The 17,852-nt window shown below is 31.7% G+C and carries 17 protein-coding genes and 3 riboswitches; of the genes, 2 read left to right on the top strand and 15 right to left on the bottom strand.

What is annotated here, in order from left to right; translation table 11 throughout:
* Positions 1-21 precede the first annotated feature (21 nt).
* The 8 genes from WY13_RS00900 to WY13_RS00865 form a co-directional block, all read right to left on the bottom strand.
* Positions 22-2,007, bottom strand: coding sequence for a chemotaxis protein CheA (locus tag WY13_RS00900; RefSeq protein WP_063553841.1), 1,986 nt, complete (start codon positions 2,005-2,007; stop codon positions 22-24).
* 25 nt (positions 2,008-2,032) lie between these two features.
* Positions 2,033-2,395 carry a response regulator gene (locus WY13_RS00895; protein ID WP_063553840.1) on the bottom strand — a complete coding sequence of 121 codons (363 nt, stop codon included), beginning with the start codon at positions 2,393-2,395 and terminating at the stop codon, positions 2,033-2,035.
* Positions 2,396-2,851: 456 nt separating this feature from the next.
* Positions 2,852-3,058, bottom strand: coding sequence for a TOBE domain-containing protein (locus WY13_RS00890; protein WP_063553839.1), 207 nt, complete (start codon positions 3,056-3,058; stop codon positions 2,852-2,854).
* A 96-nt stretch (positions 3,059-3,154) separates the two neighbouring features.
* Positions 3,155-4,219 carry a sulfate/molybdate ABC transporter ATP-binding protein gene (locus tag WY13_RS00885; protein WP_063553838.1) on the bottom strand — a complete coding sequence of 355 codons (1,065 nt, stop codon included), beginning with the start codon at positions 4,217-4,219 and terminating at the stop codon, positions 3,155-3,157.
* Positions 4,220-4,221: 2 nt separating this feature from the next.
* Positions 4,222-4,908 (bottom strand): molybdate ABC transporter permease subunit, encoded by a 687-nt coding sequence (modB, locus tag WY13_RS00880; RefSeq protein WP_063553837.1) that lies wholly within the window; start codon positions 4,906-4,908, stop codon positions 4,222-4,224.
* 26 nt (positions 4,909-4,934) lie between these two features.
* A complete protein-coding gene (modA, locus tag WY13_RS00875; protein ID WP_063553836.1) occupies positions 4,935-5,756 on the bottom strand; it encodes a molybdate ABC transporter substrate-binding protein in 822 nt (273 codons plus the stop codon).
* A gap of 276 nt (positions 5,757-6,032) precedes the next feature.
* Positions 6,033-7,715 (bottom strand): MutS-related protein, encoded by a 1,683-nt coding sequence (locus tag WY13_RS00870; protein ID WP_063553835.1) that lies wholly within the window; start codon positions 7,713-7,715, stop codon positions 6,033-6,035.
* Between the two features lie 16 nt (positions 7,716-7,731).
* Positions 7,732-8,205, bottom strand: coding sequence for an HAD family hydrolase (locus WY13_RS00865; protein ID WP_063553834.1), 474 nt, complete (start codon positions 8,203-8,205; stop codon positions 7,732-7,734).
* 217 nt (positions 8,206-8,422) lie between these two features.
* On the opposite strand from WY13_RS00865, the gene WY13_RS00860 reads away from it, so the two are divergent.
* Positions 8,423-9,355 carry a metal ABC transporter substrate-binding protein gene (locus WY13_RS00860; protein ID WP_063553833.1) on the top strand — a complete coding sequence of 311 codons (933 nt, stop codon included), beginning with the start codon at positions 8,423-8,425 and terminating at the stop codon, positions 9,353-9,355.
* 61 nt (positions 9,356-9,416) lie between these two features.
* Positions 9,417-9,497: riboswitch (ZMP/ZTP riboswitch) on the top strand.
* 52 nt (positions 9,498-9,549) lie between these two features.
* Complete coding sequence (locus tag WY13_RS00855; protein WP_063553832.1) at positions 9,550-10,725, top strand: phosphoribosylaminoimidazolecarboxamide formyltransferase; 1,176 nt, start codon at positions 9,550-9,552, stop codon at positions 10,723-10,725.
* Positions 10,726-10,955: 230 nt separating this feature from the next.
* Positions 10,956-11,132, bottom strand: a riboswitch (cobalamin riboswitch).
* A gap of 98 nt (positions 11,133-11,230) precedes the next feature.
* Here WY13_RS00855 and WY13_RS00850 read toward each other — a convergent pair.
* The 7 genes from WY13_RS00850 to WY13_RS00820 form a co-directional block, all read right to left on the bottom strand.
* On the bottom strand, positions 11,231-11,590 hold the full coding sequence (locus tag WY13_RS00850; protein WP_063553831.1) for a hypothetical protein: 360 nt from the start codon (positions 11,588-11,590) through the stop codon (positions 11,231-11,233).
* 2 nt (positions 11,591-11,592) lie between these two features.
* Positions 11,593-12,267: an energy-coupling factor ABC transporter permease gene (locus WY13_RS00845; RefSeq protein WP_063553830.1), complete on the bottom strand. Its 675-nt coding sequence runs from the start codon at positions 12,265-12,267 to the stop codon at positions 11,593-11,595.
* Positions 12,268-12,419: 152 nt separating this feature from the next.
* Positions 12,420-12,593: riboswitch (cobalamin riboswitch) on the bottom strand.
* Positions 12,594-12,690: 97 nt separating this feature from the next.
* On the bottom strand, positions 12,691-13,659 hold the full coding sequence (locus WY13_RS00840; RefSeq protein ID WP_063553829.1) for a TIM barrel protein: 969 nt from the start codon (positions 13,657-13,659) through the stop codon (positions 12,691-12,693).
* A 13-nt stretch (positions 13,660-13,672) separates the two neighbouring features.
* Positions 13,673-14,380 (bottom strand): HlyD family secretion protein, encoded by a 708-nt coding sequence (locus WY13_RS00835; RefSeq protein ID WP_063553828.1) that lies wholly within the window; start codon positions 14,378-14,380, stop codon positions 13,673-13,675.
* Positions 14,381-14,398: 18 nt separating this feature from the next.
* Positions 14,399-15,154: an efflux RND transporter periplasmic adaptor subunit gene (locus tag WY13_RS00830; protein ID WP_063553827.1), complete on the bottom strand. Its 756-nt coding sequence runs from the start codon at positions 15,152-15,154 to the stop codon at positions 14,399-14,401.
* 22 nt (positions 15,155-15,176) lie between these two features.
* A complete protein-coding gene (locus tag WY13_RS00825) occupies positions 15,177-15,920 on the bottom strand; it encodes a hypothetical protein (RefSeq protein ID WP_063553826.1) in 744 nt (247 codons plus the stop codon).
* 38 nt (positions 15,921-15,958) lie between these two features.
* The gene (locus tag WY13_RS00820; RefSeq protein WP_063553825.1) at positions 15,959-17,848 is read right to left on the bottom strand and encodes a cell wall-binding repeat-containing protein; all 1,890 of its coding nucleotides are present in this window, start codon (positions 17,846-17,848) and stop codon (positions 15,959-15,961) included.
* Positions 17,849-17,852: the final 4 nt, after the last annotated feature.

Here is a 17,852-nt window from a genome sequence, read left to right as displayed (position 1 = left end):
TTCTCCTTTCGCTGTGAGTTTTTATTTGCCAAGCATATTTACAAGTTCACCTACATCAAGTATCAAACTAATACTCCCATCTCCAAGAAGGGTACATCCTTCAATTCCATCTATATTTTTTATTTTTTTTATATAATTAGGTAAACACTTTACTACAACCTGCTGCTGTCCAACTAATTCATCTGCAAATATACATAGTCCCCTATTGTCTTTTTCTACCATAACAATTACTCCATCTTCTAAATTTTTAACATTAGTAGTTATATTATATAATCTTTGTATACGAACGATAGGATAACACTCACCTCTTACCATTATCATTTCATCATCATTCATATTAGAAATTACATTATTTTTTTCCACACTAAAAAGTTCTTTTATAGATGTAATAGGAATAGTATAATATGAATTTCCTACCCGTATATTCATGCCATCTATAATTGCAAGGGTTCGAGGTATTTTCATAGTTGTAGTAGAGCCACCATTCTCCAAACTATCTATTGAAACTGATCCCCCTACATCTTGAATATTTTTAACTACTACATCCATTCCAACCCCTCTGCCGCTAAATTCTGTAACATTTTGGTTCGTAGAAAATCCTGGAATAAAAATTAAATTATAAATTTCTTGGTCACTCACTTCCTCTGGATTCTTCTTAAGTATTCCATTTGAAATGGCTTTTTCTAATATGCTTTTTTTATCTAATCCACTACCATCATCTTTTACAGTTATAACAATGTCATTTCCCTCATTTTTCGCTTCTAATGTGACGGTTCCAGTTTTACTTTTTCCAAGACATTTTCTATCTTCTACTGATTCTATTCCGTGATCAATAGAATTACGTACTAAATGCATAAGGGGATCTGATATATGTTCAATTATATTTTTATCTACTTCAGTATCCTCTCCAATTAATTTTAAGTGAACTTGTTTTTTTAATTTTTTACTCATATCCCGCACTATACGATTCATTTTGTGAAATACTATAGATATAGGCACCATCCTTACAGACATTATTACATCCTGAAGCTCGCTTGTAATTTTATGAAGCTGCCTTGAGGATTTTTCAAAATTACTCAGTTTCATTCCTCTCAAATCAGGATTTTGAGTAACCATAGCTTCAGCAATAACCATTTCCTCTACTAAATACATCAGTTTATCTAGCTTGTCCACTTTTACATTTATAAAATCTTGTATAATTGATTTATCCTTCGTATTTTCATCACATACGTTTGTGCTTTGATTGGGTTTAGTAGATTGATGAAACTGTTCAGCATTTTCCACTTTTTCAAGTTTAAAGGTTTTCAAGAAAACTGTATGGTTTAAAATTTCAGAAAGCTCATCATAAGATTTATGAGATTTTATAAATATTTTAAAACCGCTTTCATGTATTGTTTTACAGGTATCATCATTTTCCATTATATCCTTAGGTATATAATTAACCTCTTCTGAAAACTCTCTCAAAGTTTCCACTACAGTATAAGCCCTTAAGTTTTCCATTTCACAGTCATCTTCAAAAAATACAACTGTCTCATACACATTAATGGCTAATTTTGTCTCACCTACATTTTCCTTATTAACGTCCTCCTTAGAGTTCCGATCTTTTAATTTTATAAGAAAATTCCTATTATTATCTATTATAGAATCACAGCTGCCGTCAACTTTATCTCCATTTTTTATTTTTTCAAGTTCCACTTTTATAAAATCTACACATCTTAAAATCAAGTCTGATAAACTTTCGTAATCTACATCTTTAGGCTTCTCTTCTCTGAGAAAATAAAACAAATCTTCTATAGAGTGAGCTAACTTTGAAATATATTCATAGGACATCATAGCGGAAGATCCTTTAATTGTATGCATAATGCGAAATATCTCATTGATAGTTTCTTCCGAATAGCAATTTCCACTTTCATTTTCTAATATTAATGTTTCAAGTTGATCAATAAGCTGGGATGTTTCAAATATATAGGATTCAAGTATGACATCATCTGAGCTTTTATCTGACACAATTTACCACCCCCAGTTTTAATATTTAGACTGATAATACTTTATTAAGTGCTTTAACCAATTGATCTTCTTTAAAAGGTTTAACAATAAATGACCTAGCACCACTAACTATTGCCCTTTTAACCATAGCTTCTTGTCCCATTGCAGTTATCATAACAACCTTAGCTTTATTATCATATTCTCTGATTTTTTTAAGTGCCTCAATTCCATCCATATCAGGCATTGTAATATCCATTGTTACAATATCAGGATTATATTGCTTATATTTAAGAATTGCCGAAACTCCATTTTTAGCTTCTCCAATAACTTCAAATCCATTTTTAGCAAGCATAGTCTTTAGAGATATTCTCATAAAAGATGCATCATCAACAATAAGTACCTTTGACATAAATTTGTCCCCCTTATAATTAAATATTTTATTAAATCTTAAAAATATAATTAAATTTTAAAATCAATTTAATTATTAACTATATCTTTCTATATTATCTCCATTTGTTTATAAATTCTACATCTATATCTATTTTCCTTTATTTTTTGTTTTCTTATTATAAAAAATATAAATATATTAAAATTTACATTATTGTTATACAATTCATCGTATATAACAGTACAGGAAGTTACCTTCCTAAATATAAATGCATAAAAAAATTAGCAAGTTATGTAATAAACATTACTTGCTAATTTAGTAAATAATCTGGTTATTTCTCCGATGACTATCCGCTCTAATACTCCACTTCTCCAAATGGGGTAAAGAGCGGCTATGTCCCTGGATAACGATTTCTAAGCATCAGATGGAGTTTAAAACTCCATCTGATACCAAGAACTCTGTTTATTTGAAAATGTCTTATGCCATAAGAATTACTGAAGAAGCTTTAACAAGTGCTGTAACTTCAGAACCAACTTTAATTCCTAAATTCTTAATGGATTCCATTGTAATAATTGAGCATATAGTTGTTCCATTTCCTAAGTCTACTATAACCTCACCATTTACAGCTCCTTCTTTAATTTCAGAAACTTTTCCTTTTAACTGATTTCTTGCACTGATTTTCATATTAAATTACCTTCCTTTTAATGTATTTTGTAATGTTTTTACTTCAGTAAAATAAAAACTGCAAGATAGTTTTAGTTTATCCCTATCTTGCAGTTTTTATTTTATTAAGAAAAAGTTATTTTTATCTATATATATATTCCAGGGTTGGTGAATTTTTTTCAGTGCAATCCAATTTTCCTTTGGAATTTCCCATAGTAAACTTTTATTCTTAGTATATGTTTTCTCCTCTACACTGTCCAAATAAATTGAAACTGTAAAAGGACTTTCATTTATATGATTTACACAGCATTTAAATATGTTTTCATTTTTATTATCATCTGCTAATTCAACGTAATGTGCTCTAATTCCTACATAGGATACCTTATCTTCAATCTTATCCTTAACTTTAAGAGTACATCCCCAATCTACAGCTTCTATAGTATGTTCATCTATTACTTCAACCTTAGATATGTTTTTACACCCTGTAAGCTGTGCTGCTGAAACAGTGGGAGGATTTTTAAATATATAGTCTCTATCTCCAAAAGCTTCTACTTTACCTTTATTAATTACCGCTATATTTTTGCAAATACGATATATCTCATCTCTATTATGAGACACAAATACCGTATGTCCATTATAATTCGACAATATATGTATAAGTTGTTCTTCCATTTTACTTCTCAGATGAGTATCTAACGCAGAGAAGGGTTCATCTAATAGAAGTATTTCAGGATCTATTGCAAGAGCCCTGGCAATAGCAGCCCTCTGCTGCTGTCCTCCTGAAAGTTGACTTGGAAATCTTCTTTCCAATCCTTTAAGGTTCATCATATTTATTTTTTCAGAAATTATCTTATTTTTCTTATCTTTATCCATGTTTTGCAATCCAAACCCTATGTTTTGTTCTACAGTCATGTTTGGAAATAGGGCATAATTTTGAAATAAGAAACCCACTTTTCGTTTTCTACTTGGAATATTTATTTTTTTATCAGAATCATATAGTACTTTTTCATTTAATACTATTTTCCCCCTATCAGGCGTATCTAGCCCAGCAATAAACTTAAGTGTCATACTTTTACCAGATCCTGAAGCTCCTAAAAGTCCTATTATATTTCTTTCACTGTTGAATTTTACTTTTAAACTAAATCCTGATAACTTCTTTTCAATATCTACATACAGTCCCATTTTTAATTTCTCCTAACACCGTATATATTTTTCTGTTGATAGTCATTCCAATAATTCATAAGCAAAATGACTATAGTTGAGATTGCAACTATTAACAGTACCCACATAAGAGCCTTATTCATCTCTCCATTTTCAGCTGCAAAATAAATAGCTATAGGAATAGTCTCCGTTTTGTTAGGTATATTACCTGCTATCATTAAAGTAGCTCCAAATTCTCCAAGAGCCCTTGCAAAAGAAAGAACTGTAGCTGCCCCTATACCTGGCCAGGCAAGAGGCAGTACAACTTTCCAAAAAACTTTCCATTCAGAAACACCTAATGTTCTTGCTGCACTTACAATATTTCTATCTATCTGTTCAAAAGCTGCCTTTGTAGTTTTATACATAAGAGGAAAAGCTACAACAGCTGCTGCTATTACTGTAGCAGGCCAAGAAAAAATTATATTGATTCCAATTTTAGAAAGTGATTTACCTATAGGACTATTTATTCCAAATATAAGGAGTAGAAAGAATCCTGCCACCGTAGGTGGCAGAACAAGTGGGAGGGTAAGTATAGTATCCAAAATATTTCTTAACTTTCCATTATAATTTACCATTAAATAAGCTACTGCAATTCCTATAAAAAAAGTTATAAATGTAGCCGTAAATGTAGTCTTTAACGAAATCCATACAGGCGAAACATCAAAACTCATAAACTTATCCTCTCCATTACAATAAATTATTTTCCAAGTTTAAATCCATACTTTTGAAATACGGCTTTAGCTTTATCACTTGATAAAAATTTAAGAAAATCTTTAGCTTGAGTAGGATTTTTACTAGCTTTAATTACAGCTGCTGGATATACTACATCCTTATGAGAGTTTTCAGGTGCTGTAGCTGCAATGTTTACTTTCTTTGATACTAATGCATCTGTCTTATAAACAATACCAGCATCTGCATTTCCGGTTTCAACCCAGGTTAAAACTTCTTTTACATCCTTACCATAAATAGCCTTTGGTTGAACCTTATCCATTATCTTTAAATTTGTAAGTATTTCCTGGGAATATTGCCCTACTGGTACACTTTTAACTTCCCCAAGAGCTACTTTTTTAACCTTATCACTTGCTAAATCGTTAAAACTCTTAACATTAGAAGATGAATTTTTAGGTACTATAAGAACTACATCATTTTTTAAAAGATTAGCTATAGTATCGTTTACTAGCAAATTTTTACCTTTTAATGCATCCATCTGTTTTGTTGCTGCAGAAATAAATATGTCTGCTGGTGCTCCTTGTTCAATTTGCTGTTGAAGAGTTCCTGATGCTCCAAAATTATATGTAATGGTAACATTAGGATGATCTTTTGCATATAACTGTTTGATTTCATTCATAGAATCCTTTAAACTTGCAGCAGCAGATACAGTTAAAGTAACTGCTTTCTCTTGTTTTGCAGATGAATCTGATTTTTTCTCACTTGAGCTCTGACTACCGCCGCAACCTGCTGCCATGGTTGTGACAATTAAAATCAGAATAAGTGCTAAACTTTTTTTTAGTTTTTTCATTAAAATACCCCCCAGTGTTTAAGACTTATATTATTTTTCAACAAATCATAACATAACATTATATAGTGTTAGATAAAAGAATTTTTTATCTCATAATATAGTGTTTTAATATGATATATTTATTATACCATCTAATTAAACAATTATTCAACCCATTTGTAAACATTGTCATAAAAACGTTATAATAATACTTAACATAAAAGCATTAATGCATGCAAAAAGCATTCAATTATAAATTGAATGCTCATTATTATAATTATATGTATGATATTGGAATTATTCTACTTCCCATATACCATCAGTTAAAAATTTGTTTGCCTTATCCTGTGCCTTTTCTACAATAGCATCACTATATCCTAAAATACCTAAAAGTTTTATTGCATTTTGAGTGGTAGCCCTTCCCTCATGAATTCTATAATCAAACTTTATCTCATTATTTTCAATGCTTTCTTGAAAATGATAATTTTCAAAATATCTTTCAAGTATATGAGTAAGTTCCACATCATGGGTGGCTGCAATGCATATACAGTTATTTAAAGTTAAATATTTTAACACTTGAGAAGAAGCCGAAATTCTCTCTACAGTATTGGTTCCCCGTAAAATTTCATCTACAAAACATATAGTAGGCATATCCTCATTTAAATTATCTATAATTCTTTTTAAAGATTTAGTTTCTACTATATAATAACTCTCATTACTAAATATATCGTCTTTCAAAGCCATAGATGTATATATCTTGAAATAACAGCATTTAAATTCTGAAGCAAGACATGTATATATTGTCTCAGCTAAAATAATATTTATAGCTACTGTTTTTAAAAAAGTTGATTTACCTGATGCATTGGACCCTGTAATTAAAATGGAATCTGAAATCTCTATGGAGTTTGGCACAGATTTTTTCATAAGGGGATGCCTTATATCTTTAAACACATTCACATTTTCCTGCTTTCTCCTGGATTTAGTGAGCTCTGGAGTAACATAATTTTTTATTCTTTTCCTGTAAGCTGCAATAGACATACAGCTATCTATAGTTCCAATTACTTCAAATATTACTTTGAACTCACTGTTTCTTTCCATAAGGGCATTTGACATTTTTTCATAATTAATTAAATCCGTAAGTAAAAACATGCTAGTATACTCAGCTATTATGCCTACGTCTGTGCCATTATTTCTTGAAGCAAAAGAAAGTCTTGTTATAGATTTTAGCTTTTTAAGAGCCTCCCTTAATTTTTCATTGTAATCTTTAAACTCTTTTACATTTTCTTTCAGAATATCTCCAGCATATTTTACTATTTTAAGTATGTACATAAAGGATTCAAATTTATGCTTTATCCTATTCTTTTCTTTGTAATATAAAAATATATTGTAGGAAAAGGACAATACAATGGTAGTGAGTCCAATATACGGATTTAAAAATATTAATCCTGCACCTGCAAAGGGGATCAAGGACAAAATTCTATAGTAAAGCAGTAATGATTTTCTCTTATTACCCTTATTGTAAAAGTAATCAGTTATAAAACAAACCCTATTTTTGCCTAGTTTTGCAAGTATATATTGTATACTTTTTCTCTCTTTATCATTATTCTGAAAAAATTTTATCAATTCATCTCTATGTTTAAGTTTCTCCTCCTCATATATAGGTTCTCTTAATATATTATATAAATACTGTTCTCCAGGACTACTTTCTGTATTGTTTATTTTTTTAAAAATACTGTCCATATCAAGATCTTTCCAGGTAATTTCATCGATAAAAACTGTTTCTTTTTCCACTTCTTTTCTATTATTAAAGTATTCAGCTGTACTCTTTAGGTCATCTTCCGTATATTTTTCTTCAGACTCTGCACCCCAATCATTTTCTATTCTTCTCCTAATTTCATTATTTGACTTGACGTTTGAAAATACTGATATTAATATGCTTACTAATATAATAGCAGCTATGTATCCGAGTACAACCCACATATTTATTCCTCCTTATTTAAGTTCTAAGTGTAGCTCTAATTCTATCATTATTTAACAATAAATCTACAGCATCTAAAATGTTTGTAACTGCTATATCAGATTCTAGCAAAGATTTAGTAAAACATCCTTCTCCCCCAATAACACAAATAGATATAATACTATTTTTGAACATCTCCAAATCATTTCTTCCATTGCCAACAGATGCGGTAACATCACATCCCAACTTTTCAACCATATATTTTTTACCTTTAGATGAATCTTCTTTATTAAATATCTTAACTTCAACCGGAAGATCCCTGCACTGCTTTTTTACAGTTCCATAAGTATCTGCCGTAATCACATAAATATTAACGCCTTTGTCTGCCAACTCCTTTAATTTATCCCCCACAGAATCAATTAAAATCCCGTCTTGTCCAAGAGTACCATTAAAATCAAAAATAACATTTTTTATGGTAATACTCCTGCTCCCGGGTATATTAAATATTATCATTTTCTAATTATCCCCTTTATAACATTTTACAAATTATTTAATTTTACTGTAAACTATTCAAACATAACTTGTCAATATTAACTTTACCATCATATTCCTAAAGATAAAAATCTTAAGTTTCTAGTATTTATTGACAAATTCCTTTTCAGCTAGTAATATTATATATGCAAATGCAAACAGGTTGCATTTGCATATATAATATTTTAGGAGGAAGTTTATGCTTAAAAGAAATACATCAATTAAGTTCACCATACTAGCCCTTATTTTTACCTGCATTATTTTCATTTTTGGAGGTTGTACTGCTGGAACAGCTTCAAATAATACTAAAGAATCCAAATCCAAAGTAAAAGTGGTTGTATCCTTTAACGCAATGAGAGAATTTACTTCAGCTATTGGAAAGGATAAAATTGACATTATTACAATGATACCTACTGGCACAGAACCTCACGATTTTGAACCAACTGCAAAAGATTTCAAAAACTTAAGTGATGCCAATGTGTTTATATATAATGGACTGGATATGGAATCCTGGAAAGACAAGGTTTTAAAATCTATAAATAATAAAAATTTGATTGTAGTAGATACTTCAAAAGGTTCAGTTCCAATTAAAAATACTGATAGTAATGAAACAAAAGAGCATGGGCAATACGACCCTCATATGTGGCTAAGTTTAAAAAATGCCAAGAATCAATCTAAAAACATAAAAGATGCCTTAATCAAAGCAGATCCGTCAAACAAAAACTTTTACGAAAAAAATTATAATGATTTTTCAAAACAACTTGATGATTTGTACAACGAATATAACAAAAAATTTCAGACAGTTTCAAATAAAAGTTTTGTAACAGGACATGCTGCTTTTGCATATCTCTGCAGAGATTTTGGTTTAAAACAAAATAGTGTAGAAGATGTATTTGCAGAAGGAGAACCCTCTCCTAAAAAATTAGAGGGACTTGTAAACTACTGCAGGCAAAATAAAATAAAAACTATCTTTGTGGAAGACATGGTAAGCCCTAAGGTATCAAATACCCTTGCAAAGGAAGTAGGGGCAAAAGTAGAAAAAATATATACAATAGAAGGAAACGAAGATAATAAAAATTACATGCAAAGTATGAAATATAATTTACAAATGATTTATAACAGCTTAAAATAAATTCTTCAACAATTTGTTTGACATGGCATTTTCAATATAATATAATTTAGTAAATTGCATAAAATAATCATGTAACTGGCGGAAATGGAGTTTACCATAGGGAGCATGATTAACAAAGATATCGACCGCCTGGGTAAATTATATAATTTGCCCAGGTTTTTTATGCTTAAATTTAAAATGGAGGTATTTTATAAATGGAAATGAATGAATTTGTACTTAAATATGGGTGCAACCCACACCAAAAACCTGCAAGAGTTTATATGAAAGAAGGTCCTCTTCCCTTTAAGATATTAAACGGAAAACCAGGATATATCAATCTTATGGACGCCTTTAATTCCTGGCAACTTGTAAAGGAACTTAGAAATACCACAGGACTTTGTAGTGCTGCTTCTTTTAAGCATGTAAGCCCTGCAGGTGCTGCAGTTGCAGTGCCTCTAAATGATGTATTAAAAAAGGCATATGCAATTTCAGATATAGAACTCTCCCCTGCAGCTATTGCTTATTCAAGAGCAAGAGGAGCAGACAGGATGTCCTCCTACGGAGATTTTGCAGCTATAAGTGATGAAGTTGACTTATCTGCTGCTAAAATACTTAAAACATCAGTTTCAGATGGAATAATTGCCCCATCCTACAGCAAGGAAGCACTAGAGCTTCTAAAGACAAAGAAAAAAGGAAACTACTGTATAATTCAAATTGATCCAAATTATGAACCAGAAGAAATGGAAAAAAGAGAGATATTTGGAGTAACTTTTGAACAAAAAAGGGATGACGCAGTTATAACAGATGATCTTTTAAAAAACATAGTAACAGATAATAAGAATATGCCAGGAAGCTCTAAAAGAGATCTTCTAATTTCAATGATCACCCTAAAATACACACAATCTAACTCAGTTTGTTTTGCGGTAGACGGTCAGGTAATTGGAGTTGGAGCAGGCCAGCAGTCAAGAGTCCACTGCACAAGACTTGCTGCATCAAAAGCAGATATATGGTTTTTAAGACAACATCCGACGGTACTATCCCTTCCTTTTAAAGAAGGACTTAAAAGACCTGAAATGGATAATGTAATAGACCAGTATCTCCGTGATGATGTAACTCATGAAGAAACTATGGGATGGAAAGATGTATTTACTGAAATTCCTAAAAGACTTACTTTAGATGAAAAAAAGGATTGGCTTTCAAAACTTCAAGGTGTATCTTTAGGATCTGACGCATTTTTCCCATTTAGAGATAATATAGACAGAGCTTCTAAAAGCGGTGTGAAATATATCGTTCAGCCAGGTGGCTCTATGAGAGATGACATTGTAATAAAAGCTTGTAACGACTATAATATAGCAATGGCATTTTCAAATTTGAGATTATTTCATCATTAATTTAGATTATCTAAGCGGCTACATTTAAACTTTAAGTAATGATATAAAAAAACTGCTGTTGCACACCATTGCAACAGCAGCATTAAAGGGATTAGATATGTTTAAGTTAACACCAATATATAAAAAGGGACTTCTTTTGGAAGTCCCTAATTAACACATCACATAGCTACATCAATCTTGTAACAACATAGCCTAAAAATTACTAATGCATTAATCTTTCCCTCCGAAAGATTATTTCAAAAGTATAGGCAGGTCTCCTGACTATAGGGTCATCCTCTTTAATTCCTTCCCGGAATACTCCAGTGGAAATTTAAAATCGTCACCCAATACAGTAGCGGGGGCTGTGATGGAATTTCACCATTTTCCCTTTTAATTACCTACGTAAACCACATACTTTACTATTTGATTATGTTTACATTATATACTTGTGACATTCATTTGTCAAGTAAAGCGCATCAAATATTTTAATTATAAAAAAATTCTGTAATAATAATTCATTGATACTCTACTCTTCCTCTAAAGATTTTTTATTTGACTTTGACTTGCCAAATATTTTCTCCCAATGATGTCCAACTATCAATCCTGCACAAAAATTTGCCACAGAAAAAGCTCCTACTTCTGCATCACCAGGCAATTCAATAAATGGATGGTGATCTGCTTTAATTTTGCTTGAAGCCATGGTGTTTACCTTGTCATCAGTGCCACCTGCCTCCATGTTATGACTGCTCATATACTTACCTGCTCCAAATATAAGAACCAGCAAAATTAACAATACCGTTAAAATAGATTTAGTAAATCCATCTATAAATTTAATACTTGTACCTTTTTTATTTTCTATATCCACTGCATTTGTAGTTGATTTCATCACTATCTTGCCTCCTTATATTTCCGTCCAAGTACATCTGGCATTAAATCAGGACGTCTGCTTACCATAACCTGCAGAATTACAGCTGTAAATACTGCCTCGCCTATGGCTAGAGGTATTTGAGTAGGTCCAAACCCTGCAAAAAATATCATCCACTGCTTGACTATAGGAATATGTCCATGCAAACTTATTGCAAGTTCCAAAGCTGCTACCAAATATGTAACTATATCTCCAACAAAACCTGCGGCTCCAGCTGCAAGCCATATAGGGCTTTTAAAATGCCTTAAAACCTTCCAGCAAAAATATCCTGAAATTCCTCCTGCAATACCCATCGAAAAATCATTGGCACCTATAGTTGTAATACCACCATGTCCCAAAAATATAGCTTGAAAAAACAATCCAATAGCTGAAATTACAGCAGTAGCCAGTGGTCCCACTACAATAGCTGCCAGTGGTGTGCCACAAGGATGAGAACAGGAACCGGTTACAGGTACAGGAAAGTGCATACAAGAAATAACAAATACTGCCACTCCCATCATAGCAAGAAAAGGTTTATAATATAAATTTTCCTTAACTCTTCTTTTAATCTCTTTAATACCCGGTACAATAAACATGGCACTTACTACATACCATGTACCCCAGGCCTGTGGTGATAAAATTCCATCTTCAATATGCATTTTTATAAGACCTCCAATTTTAATAAGTTACTTCTTCTTACGCATCGTAAACGATTTTAACCCTCCTAGACTAAACCAGGAGGGTTAAAATGTATAATAATAAAATAATATACTAAAATTAAGTCACCTCCCTATCACTCGTAGAGCTTAACGGCTTCTAAACAATATAGGCAGGTCTTCTGACTTAAGATCATCATCCTTATAGCCTTCCCAGTTTCCCAGTGACATATAATAAGGACTCCTTTTTTACAGCGGCGGGACCGTGCAGACTTTTCATCTGGCTTCCCTTTTCAGCATAATCATGCACCTATATCTTTTTTATATTTTTTTATGATAATTACTGTAAAATTACACCATGTAATTATTTACGTTAATTTTCTCACAATTTCTCTTTTATGTCAAGTATGATCTTTACTGTGCCTATTATAGTAAACAAGCTGCATCCTGAGTATCGATATATTGTTCCAACTCTCCAATAGAGTTTCCAACAAGTTCGTAGACAAGATACTCCGGTTTTACAAAATCCAGCAGTTTTTTTACACAAGTGTCTGTAAAAGGCTTATGGCTGTCTATATTAAAAACATGCATAAATATTTTTTCACTCATTGGAGGTAGAGTAAACTCTTTTCCTCTTGTGCTATTTATTTTTTTCATTACGTATTCACCTGATAAAGAACAATTAAGATGTATACCTTTTATTAATTTTTTTAATTCTCCTAAATTTTTTACAGTATTTATTATATATTCAATTCCCTGTTTTTCACTTTTAAGATGCAAATTTGTATTCATTAAATGTGATGTATCCAATACAAATCCTTTATTTGAATAATTAACTTTATTTAATAGCCTATATGCATTTTCATAACTTAACATGGTAAATCCAGGCCACCACTCATTTTCAAATAATAATTTTATGTTTGTATCCATTCCTTTAAAAACTTCATTTATTAGATCGCTAGCAGCATCTATAATTTCTTCATCAGTATATGTAAAACCATAATTGAAAACATGTTTTTCTTGCACATGAGCTACATGAAGAACAGCATATTCTGCACCAATTTTATCAGCCATTTTAATCTCTTTTTTGTAGTGCTCTATCATAATTTCTCTGTTAGTACTACCATAATATTTTTCAATAACGTCTAAACTTCTGAATTGTTTTAAAAGTTCCTGTGTATTATTATTCCAAAAGTCCAGCCATGTAGGATAATACTTTAAATGGACACCTTTAACAAGGTTACATGGAATAATATTTTCATCTAACCCTATAGGATGCAAAAGTTCAATACCATTCATTTTATGTTTTTTTAAAAAGTTTATGATATTATTTTTATTACAATCAAATCTTTCAACATCATAATTATATGTAGACAAATTCATTAACTTCAACAATTTTCCACACTTCCTATTTACTTTTAGTATTTTCGTTTACTACACAAATTTTTACAGAGGCATTGGTACCCATAGTGAGCTGATTTTTTAATTTTTTAGAGTTGTCAAATACAATTTTTACAGGTACTTTTTCAACTTTTCTATTATGCTTTCTATCAGTTGAATATGCTGTGGGATTTAACGCATCTTCTGTCATTTCACCTATAGATTTTATTTTTCCTTGAAATTTTTGTGAACCATACTCATCTATAGTTATTTGAACAGGTTGTCCAATCTTTAATCTTCTTATTTTTGTTTCATCTATCTTTGCAGTAACATAAAAGTTTTCAGAATCCACTAAAAGTGCTGCAGTTTTTCCTGGAGATAAAACTTCCCCTGCATCTGCTTCTTTTTTTACAACAATGCCATCAATAGGTGATTTTATTAAAGATTGATCTATGCTAGAATCCGGGAGATTACCCATATCCTGACGTGCCAATATTTCATCTTTACTAACTAGATCTCCTTCGTTTACATTAAATTGTAGTACTTTTCCTTGAATTTGTGAACCTACTTTAATCACATCTGCCGTAACTTTTGCATCATCAGTAGCTACATAGTACACGTGTTCATATACATAATAGGAAACCCAACCAATAAACATTATCAGAACTGCTGCTAATATTCCTATAATTAATTTTTTGCGATTTTTAACTGTATTAATAACTATACCAAGTTTCATATTAACCCACCTTTTTCATTATTTCAATCCAACCTCTGCAAACATACCTGGTTTTAAAAGTGCATTTTTACTATTTAAAGTTACCTTCACAAGAACATCCTGGCTCTGTGAATTCACTTTTGAATTTATGACAGATATCTTTCCTGAAAACTCATTATCTGAGATATCTGGTACTTTTATCACTACACTCTGCCCAACTTGAATTTGATTTAAAACGCTTATTGGTGCATATACATTTACATAGAGATTATCTGCATTAACTATTGAAACAAGTGGTTTACCTGGAATAACCATATCTCCTACATTAATGTTTTGTGAGCTTACTATACCTGAAATAGGTGCTGTAATAGAGGCATCTTTTAAAGATGCCTCTGAAGTTTTTAATTGAGCTTGAACCCGAGCCAGCTCAGATTGATATTCACCAATATTAGATGAAGTCGAAGTAGTTGCACTAGATAGGTTTGTCTGTGCTGCATTTACTGCTGACTTAGCCTGATCAACTTTGCTCTGTAAATCTGATGTATCTAATTTGATAACAATATCTCCTGAATTTACCTTTTTACCTAATTCCGTTGATATTTCAGAAACTCTTCCGGAAATATTAGAAGTTATATCTACATTGTCATTTGTTGCAATCTTTCCACCCATTATAAAGGTAGTATCAGAATTCGATATATCTAAATTTGTAGATTTAGTATTATTTATATTATTTGTAGAACTGCATCCACTAAAAAATATTCCAATAGCTAAACAAAATAAAATAGATTTTTTCATCTGCATCCTCCAATGAATCATATTATTTCCAATCATCTGAATAACCGTCGTGTATGCCATCAGCTAAGTATTTCCATACAACTATATCCCCAGTATGATATATCCACTGTCCACTTCCCACATTTGGTTTTACGAACTTACTTTCACCCTTTTTTCTAACATAATAACACCATCCAGAAAGCCTTCCTGCCTTTTTTTCTTCAAGTCCTTTTATAGCTGCAAAATATACTGTAGAAGTAGATCCCGTACATTTGTAATTTATTTTAGCATCATCCAAAATTCTTTCCGTTATGTAACCTACCGTTTCACCGTCCATGTTGTTTACATCTTTTCTTAAAAAAACACTATTACCATTAACTGTATCAATAAACTGAAAAGAATTATTTTCTTCTGGATCACCCGACTTAACCACTATATTTTCACCTGAAGATTGGGAAGCTGTAGGATTATTTTCTTTCTGGCTGGAATTACTCCCTGAGCCACTTCCCGTAGAACTTATAGATGAGGATTTATCATTTTTTTGAGTTTCAGAAGAAGGTGATCCACTGAAGTTTTTAGATGCATCTCCTGGTTTTCCATTTTCTTTATCTTTAGCACCCTGTGACTGACTAAATCCCTTTGATTTACTATTTGCATCTTGAGAGCTTGTCTGCTTATTTGTAAGGCTATCGCTATACATTCTTTGAGCCTTTATAGCAAATGTAAATAGGACGGCGCAGACCACAAATGCTACTACAGCTATAATATATTTTTTCTTTTTATTCATCGTCTTGCACCCCACAATGTTTTTAATACATTAATAATCTATTTAAATTTATATATGCCGCTCCCTGCATTTCCCTTAAACATTTTATATGCCTCAAGTGCTTGGGTTGCCTGTTCCGTTGCCATGGCATTGTATCCTGTTCCTTTTACATGACAAAATCCTCCACCTGCTACTTCATAGCTTAAAAGGGCATCTATTGTGGTTTTCCCATTTTTAGTAAAAGCTTCACTTGTAGGATCTATTCCGTTGGCACAGAGAGCTATTATGACCTGTGATATACTCTCGCTATTAGATACTCCCCAGGAAGAATAACCACCATCTGCATCTTGCATAGAAGAAAGCTTATCAAAAGCTGTACTAACAGCAGCCTTCACATCTTCCTTATCTTTATAAGGTGCCAAAGCCGTAAGTGCCATACCAGTCATATCTGGATCAGCTTTCTCACCAGCATAATCCCAACCTTTATCATTTGTTCTATTCTTTAAGACTTCGCTTATTAACTTATCCCTTGTCCATACGGAATCCTGTGGTACGTTAAAATTTCCAGAATCCAGAGCTATAAGTGCAAATACTTCTGCATTTATTCCCTGTTCTGATATATCTTTGTTATTATATATCTTTTCTATGAAATTATAACTTTTATCACTAGCCTGAAAATTTGTAGGATCCTGTCCTATGGCCATAAGTGCCAAAGTAGTTCTCTCATAATCAGTAGGTTGTGTTAATTCTCCATTTACAGAATTTATGCTATTTTGAAGATTACTTAGATAGCTTGCAGGAACTGCTGCCCCATATCTCGATATTGCCAATGCCTGCCAATCATCTATTCCTTCTTTTTCTGCATTACTTAGTATTTTGCTTACAGCTGAATTTAATGAATTGTCTACAGAAGAAGAAACTCCACTAGATATACCTTCAATTTCATCTAAAATTGAATCAGGTACAACTAAATTGCTGCCCAAAGCCGTAAGTACAGTATTATCTGACATATTAGATTTTATAAAATTTGAAGTATTAGTAGAAATAGTTTTATAAACCAGTACCATAGGAGCAGATTTTTCTGCTGCAAGGGCTGAACCTGAAAGTGCATCTGCAAATTCATTTCCACTTGGCCCATCTCCTTCTGCTATATATACATTGTCAAATTTAAGATCTGATTTAAAATTTTGAAGTATAGAAAGATTTGTTTCAAATCTAGTAGAACCTCCTAGTCTCTCAGCATTTGGAAGTACATTTTTTACATTGTCTCCTATAGAAGCAGTTCCCCCTACTACATAAGTCTTTTTTACATTACTGCCTTTTATATAGTTACTTACTACATCTGGCAAGTTTCCACTTCCTGATAAAAGTATTGGCATGCCTTTACTTGCAGCTATTGGTGCTATAGAAAGGCTATCTGCATAACCATTTCCTGATGCAACTACGGCACTATCTGCATTGCCAATATTCTGGGCTACTTTCACTGAAGTTTCATATCTATTTGTACCTCCAAGTCTTTGTATATCACTTATTCCAAGACCTTTTAGTTGAGTTACTATATTGTCAGATAATGAAGCTGTTCCTCCAATTAAAAATACCTTACTTGCTTTAAGTCTTTTAATTTCACTTATAGTATTATCGTTTAATGCACCCTGTCTTGAAAGAATTATAGGTGCATTGAACTTTTTTGCAAGAGGAGCTGCACAAAGAGCATCTGCATAACCATATCCCTGAGCTATAACTACAGTACTAGACCCATCTTTCCACCCATTTTGACTTATTTTAAGTGAAGTTCCAATTCTGTCGCTTCCATAAATTCTATCTCTAGTTATAGTATTATCAGCAGAATTTTTACTTTCTGCATCAGCATTTACATTTGCTTCAAGCCCAGATATTGTAATACCTAGTGTACATAAAAATACAATAAACTTATTCATATTCTTTTTCATATTA

Source organism: Clostridium ljungdahlii, from assembly GCF_001636845.1.
Taxonomy (GTDB): Bacteria; Bacillota; Clostridia; order Clostridiales; family Clostridiaceae; genus Clostridium_B; species Clostridium_B ljungdahlii_A.
Note: the sequence above shows the minus strand (reverse complement) of the source record. Positions and strands in the feature narration are given on the sequence as shown.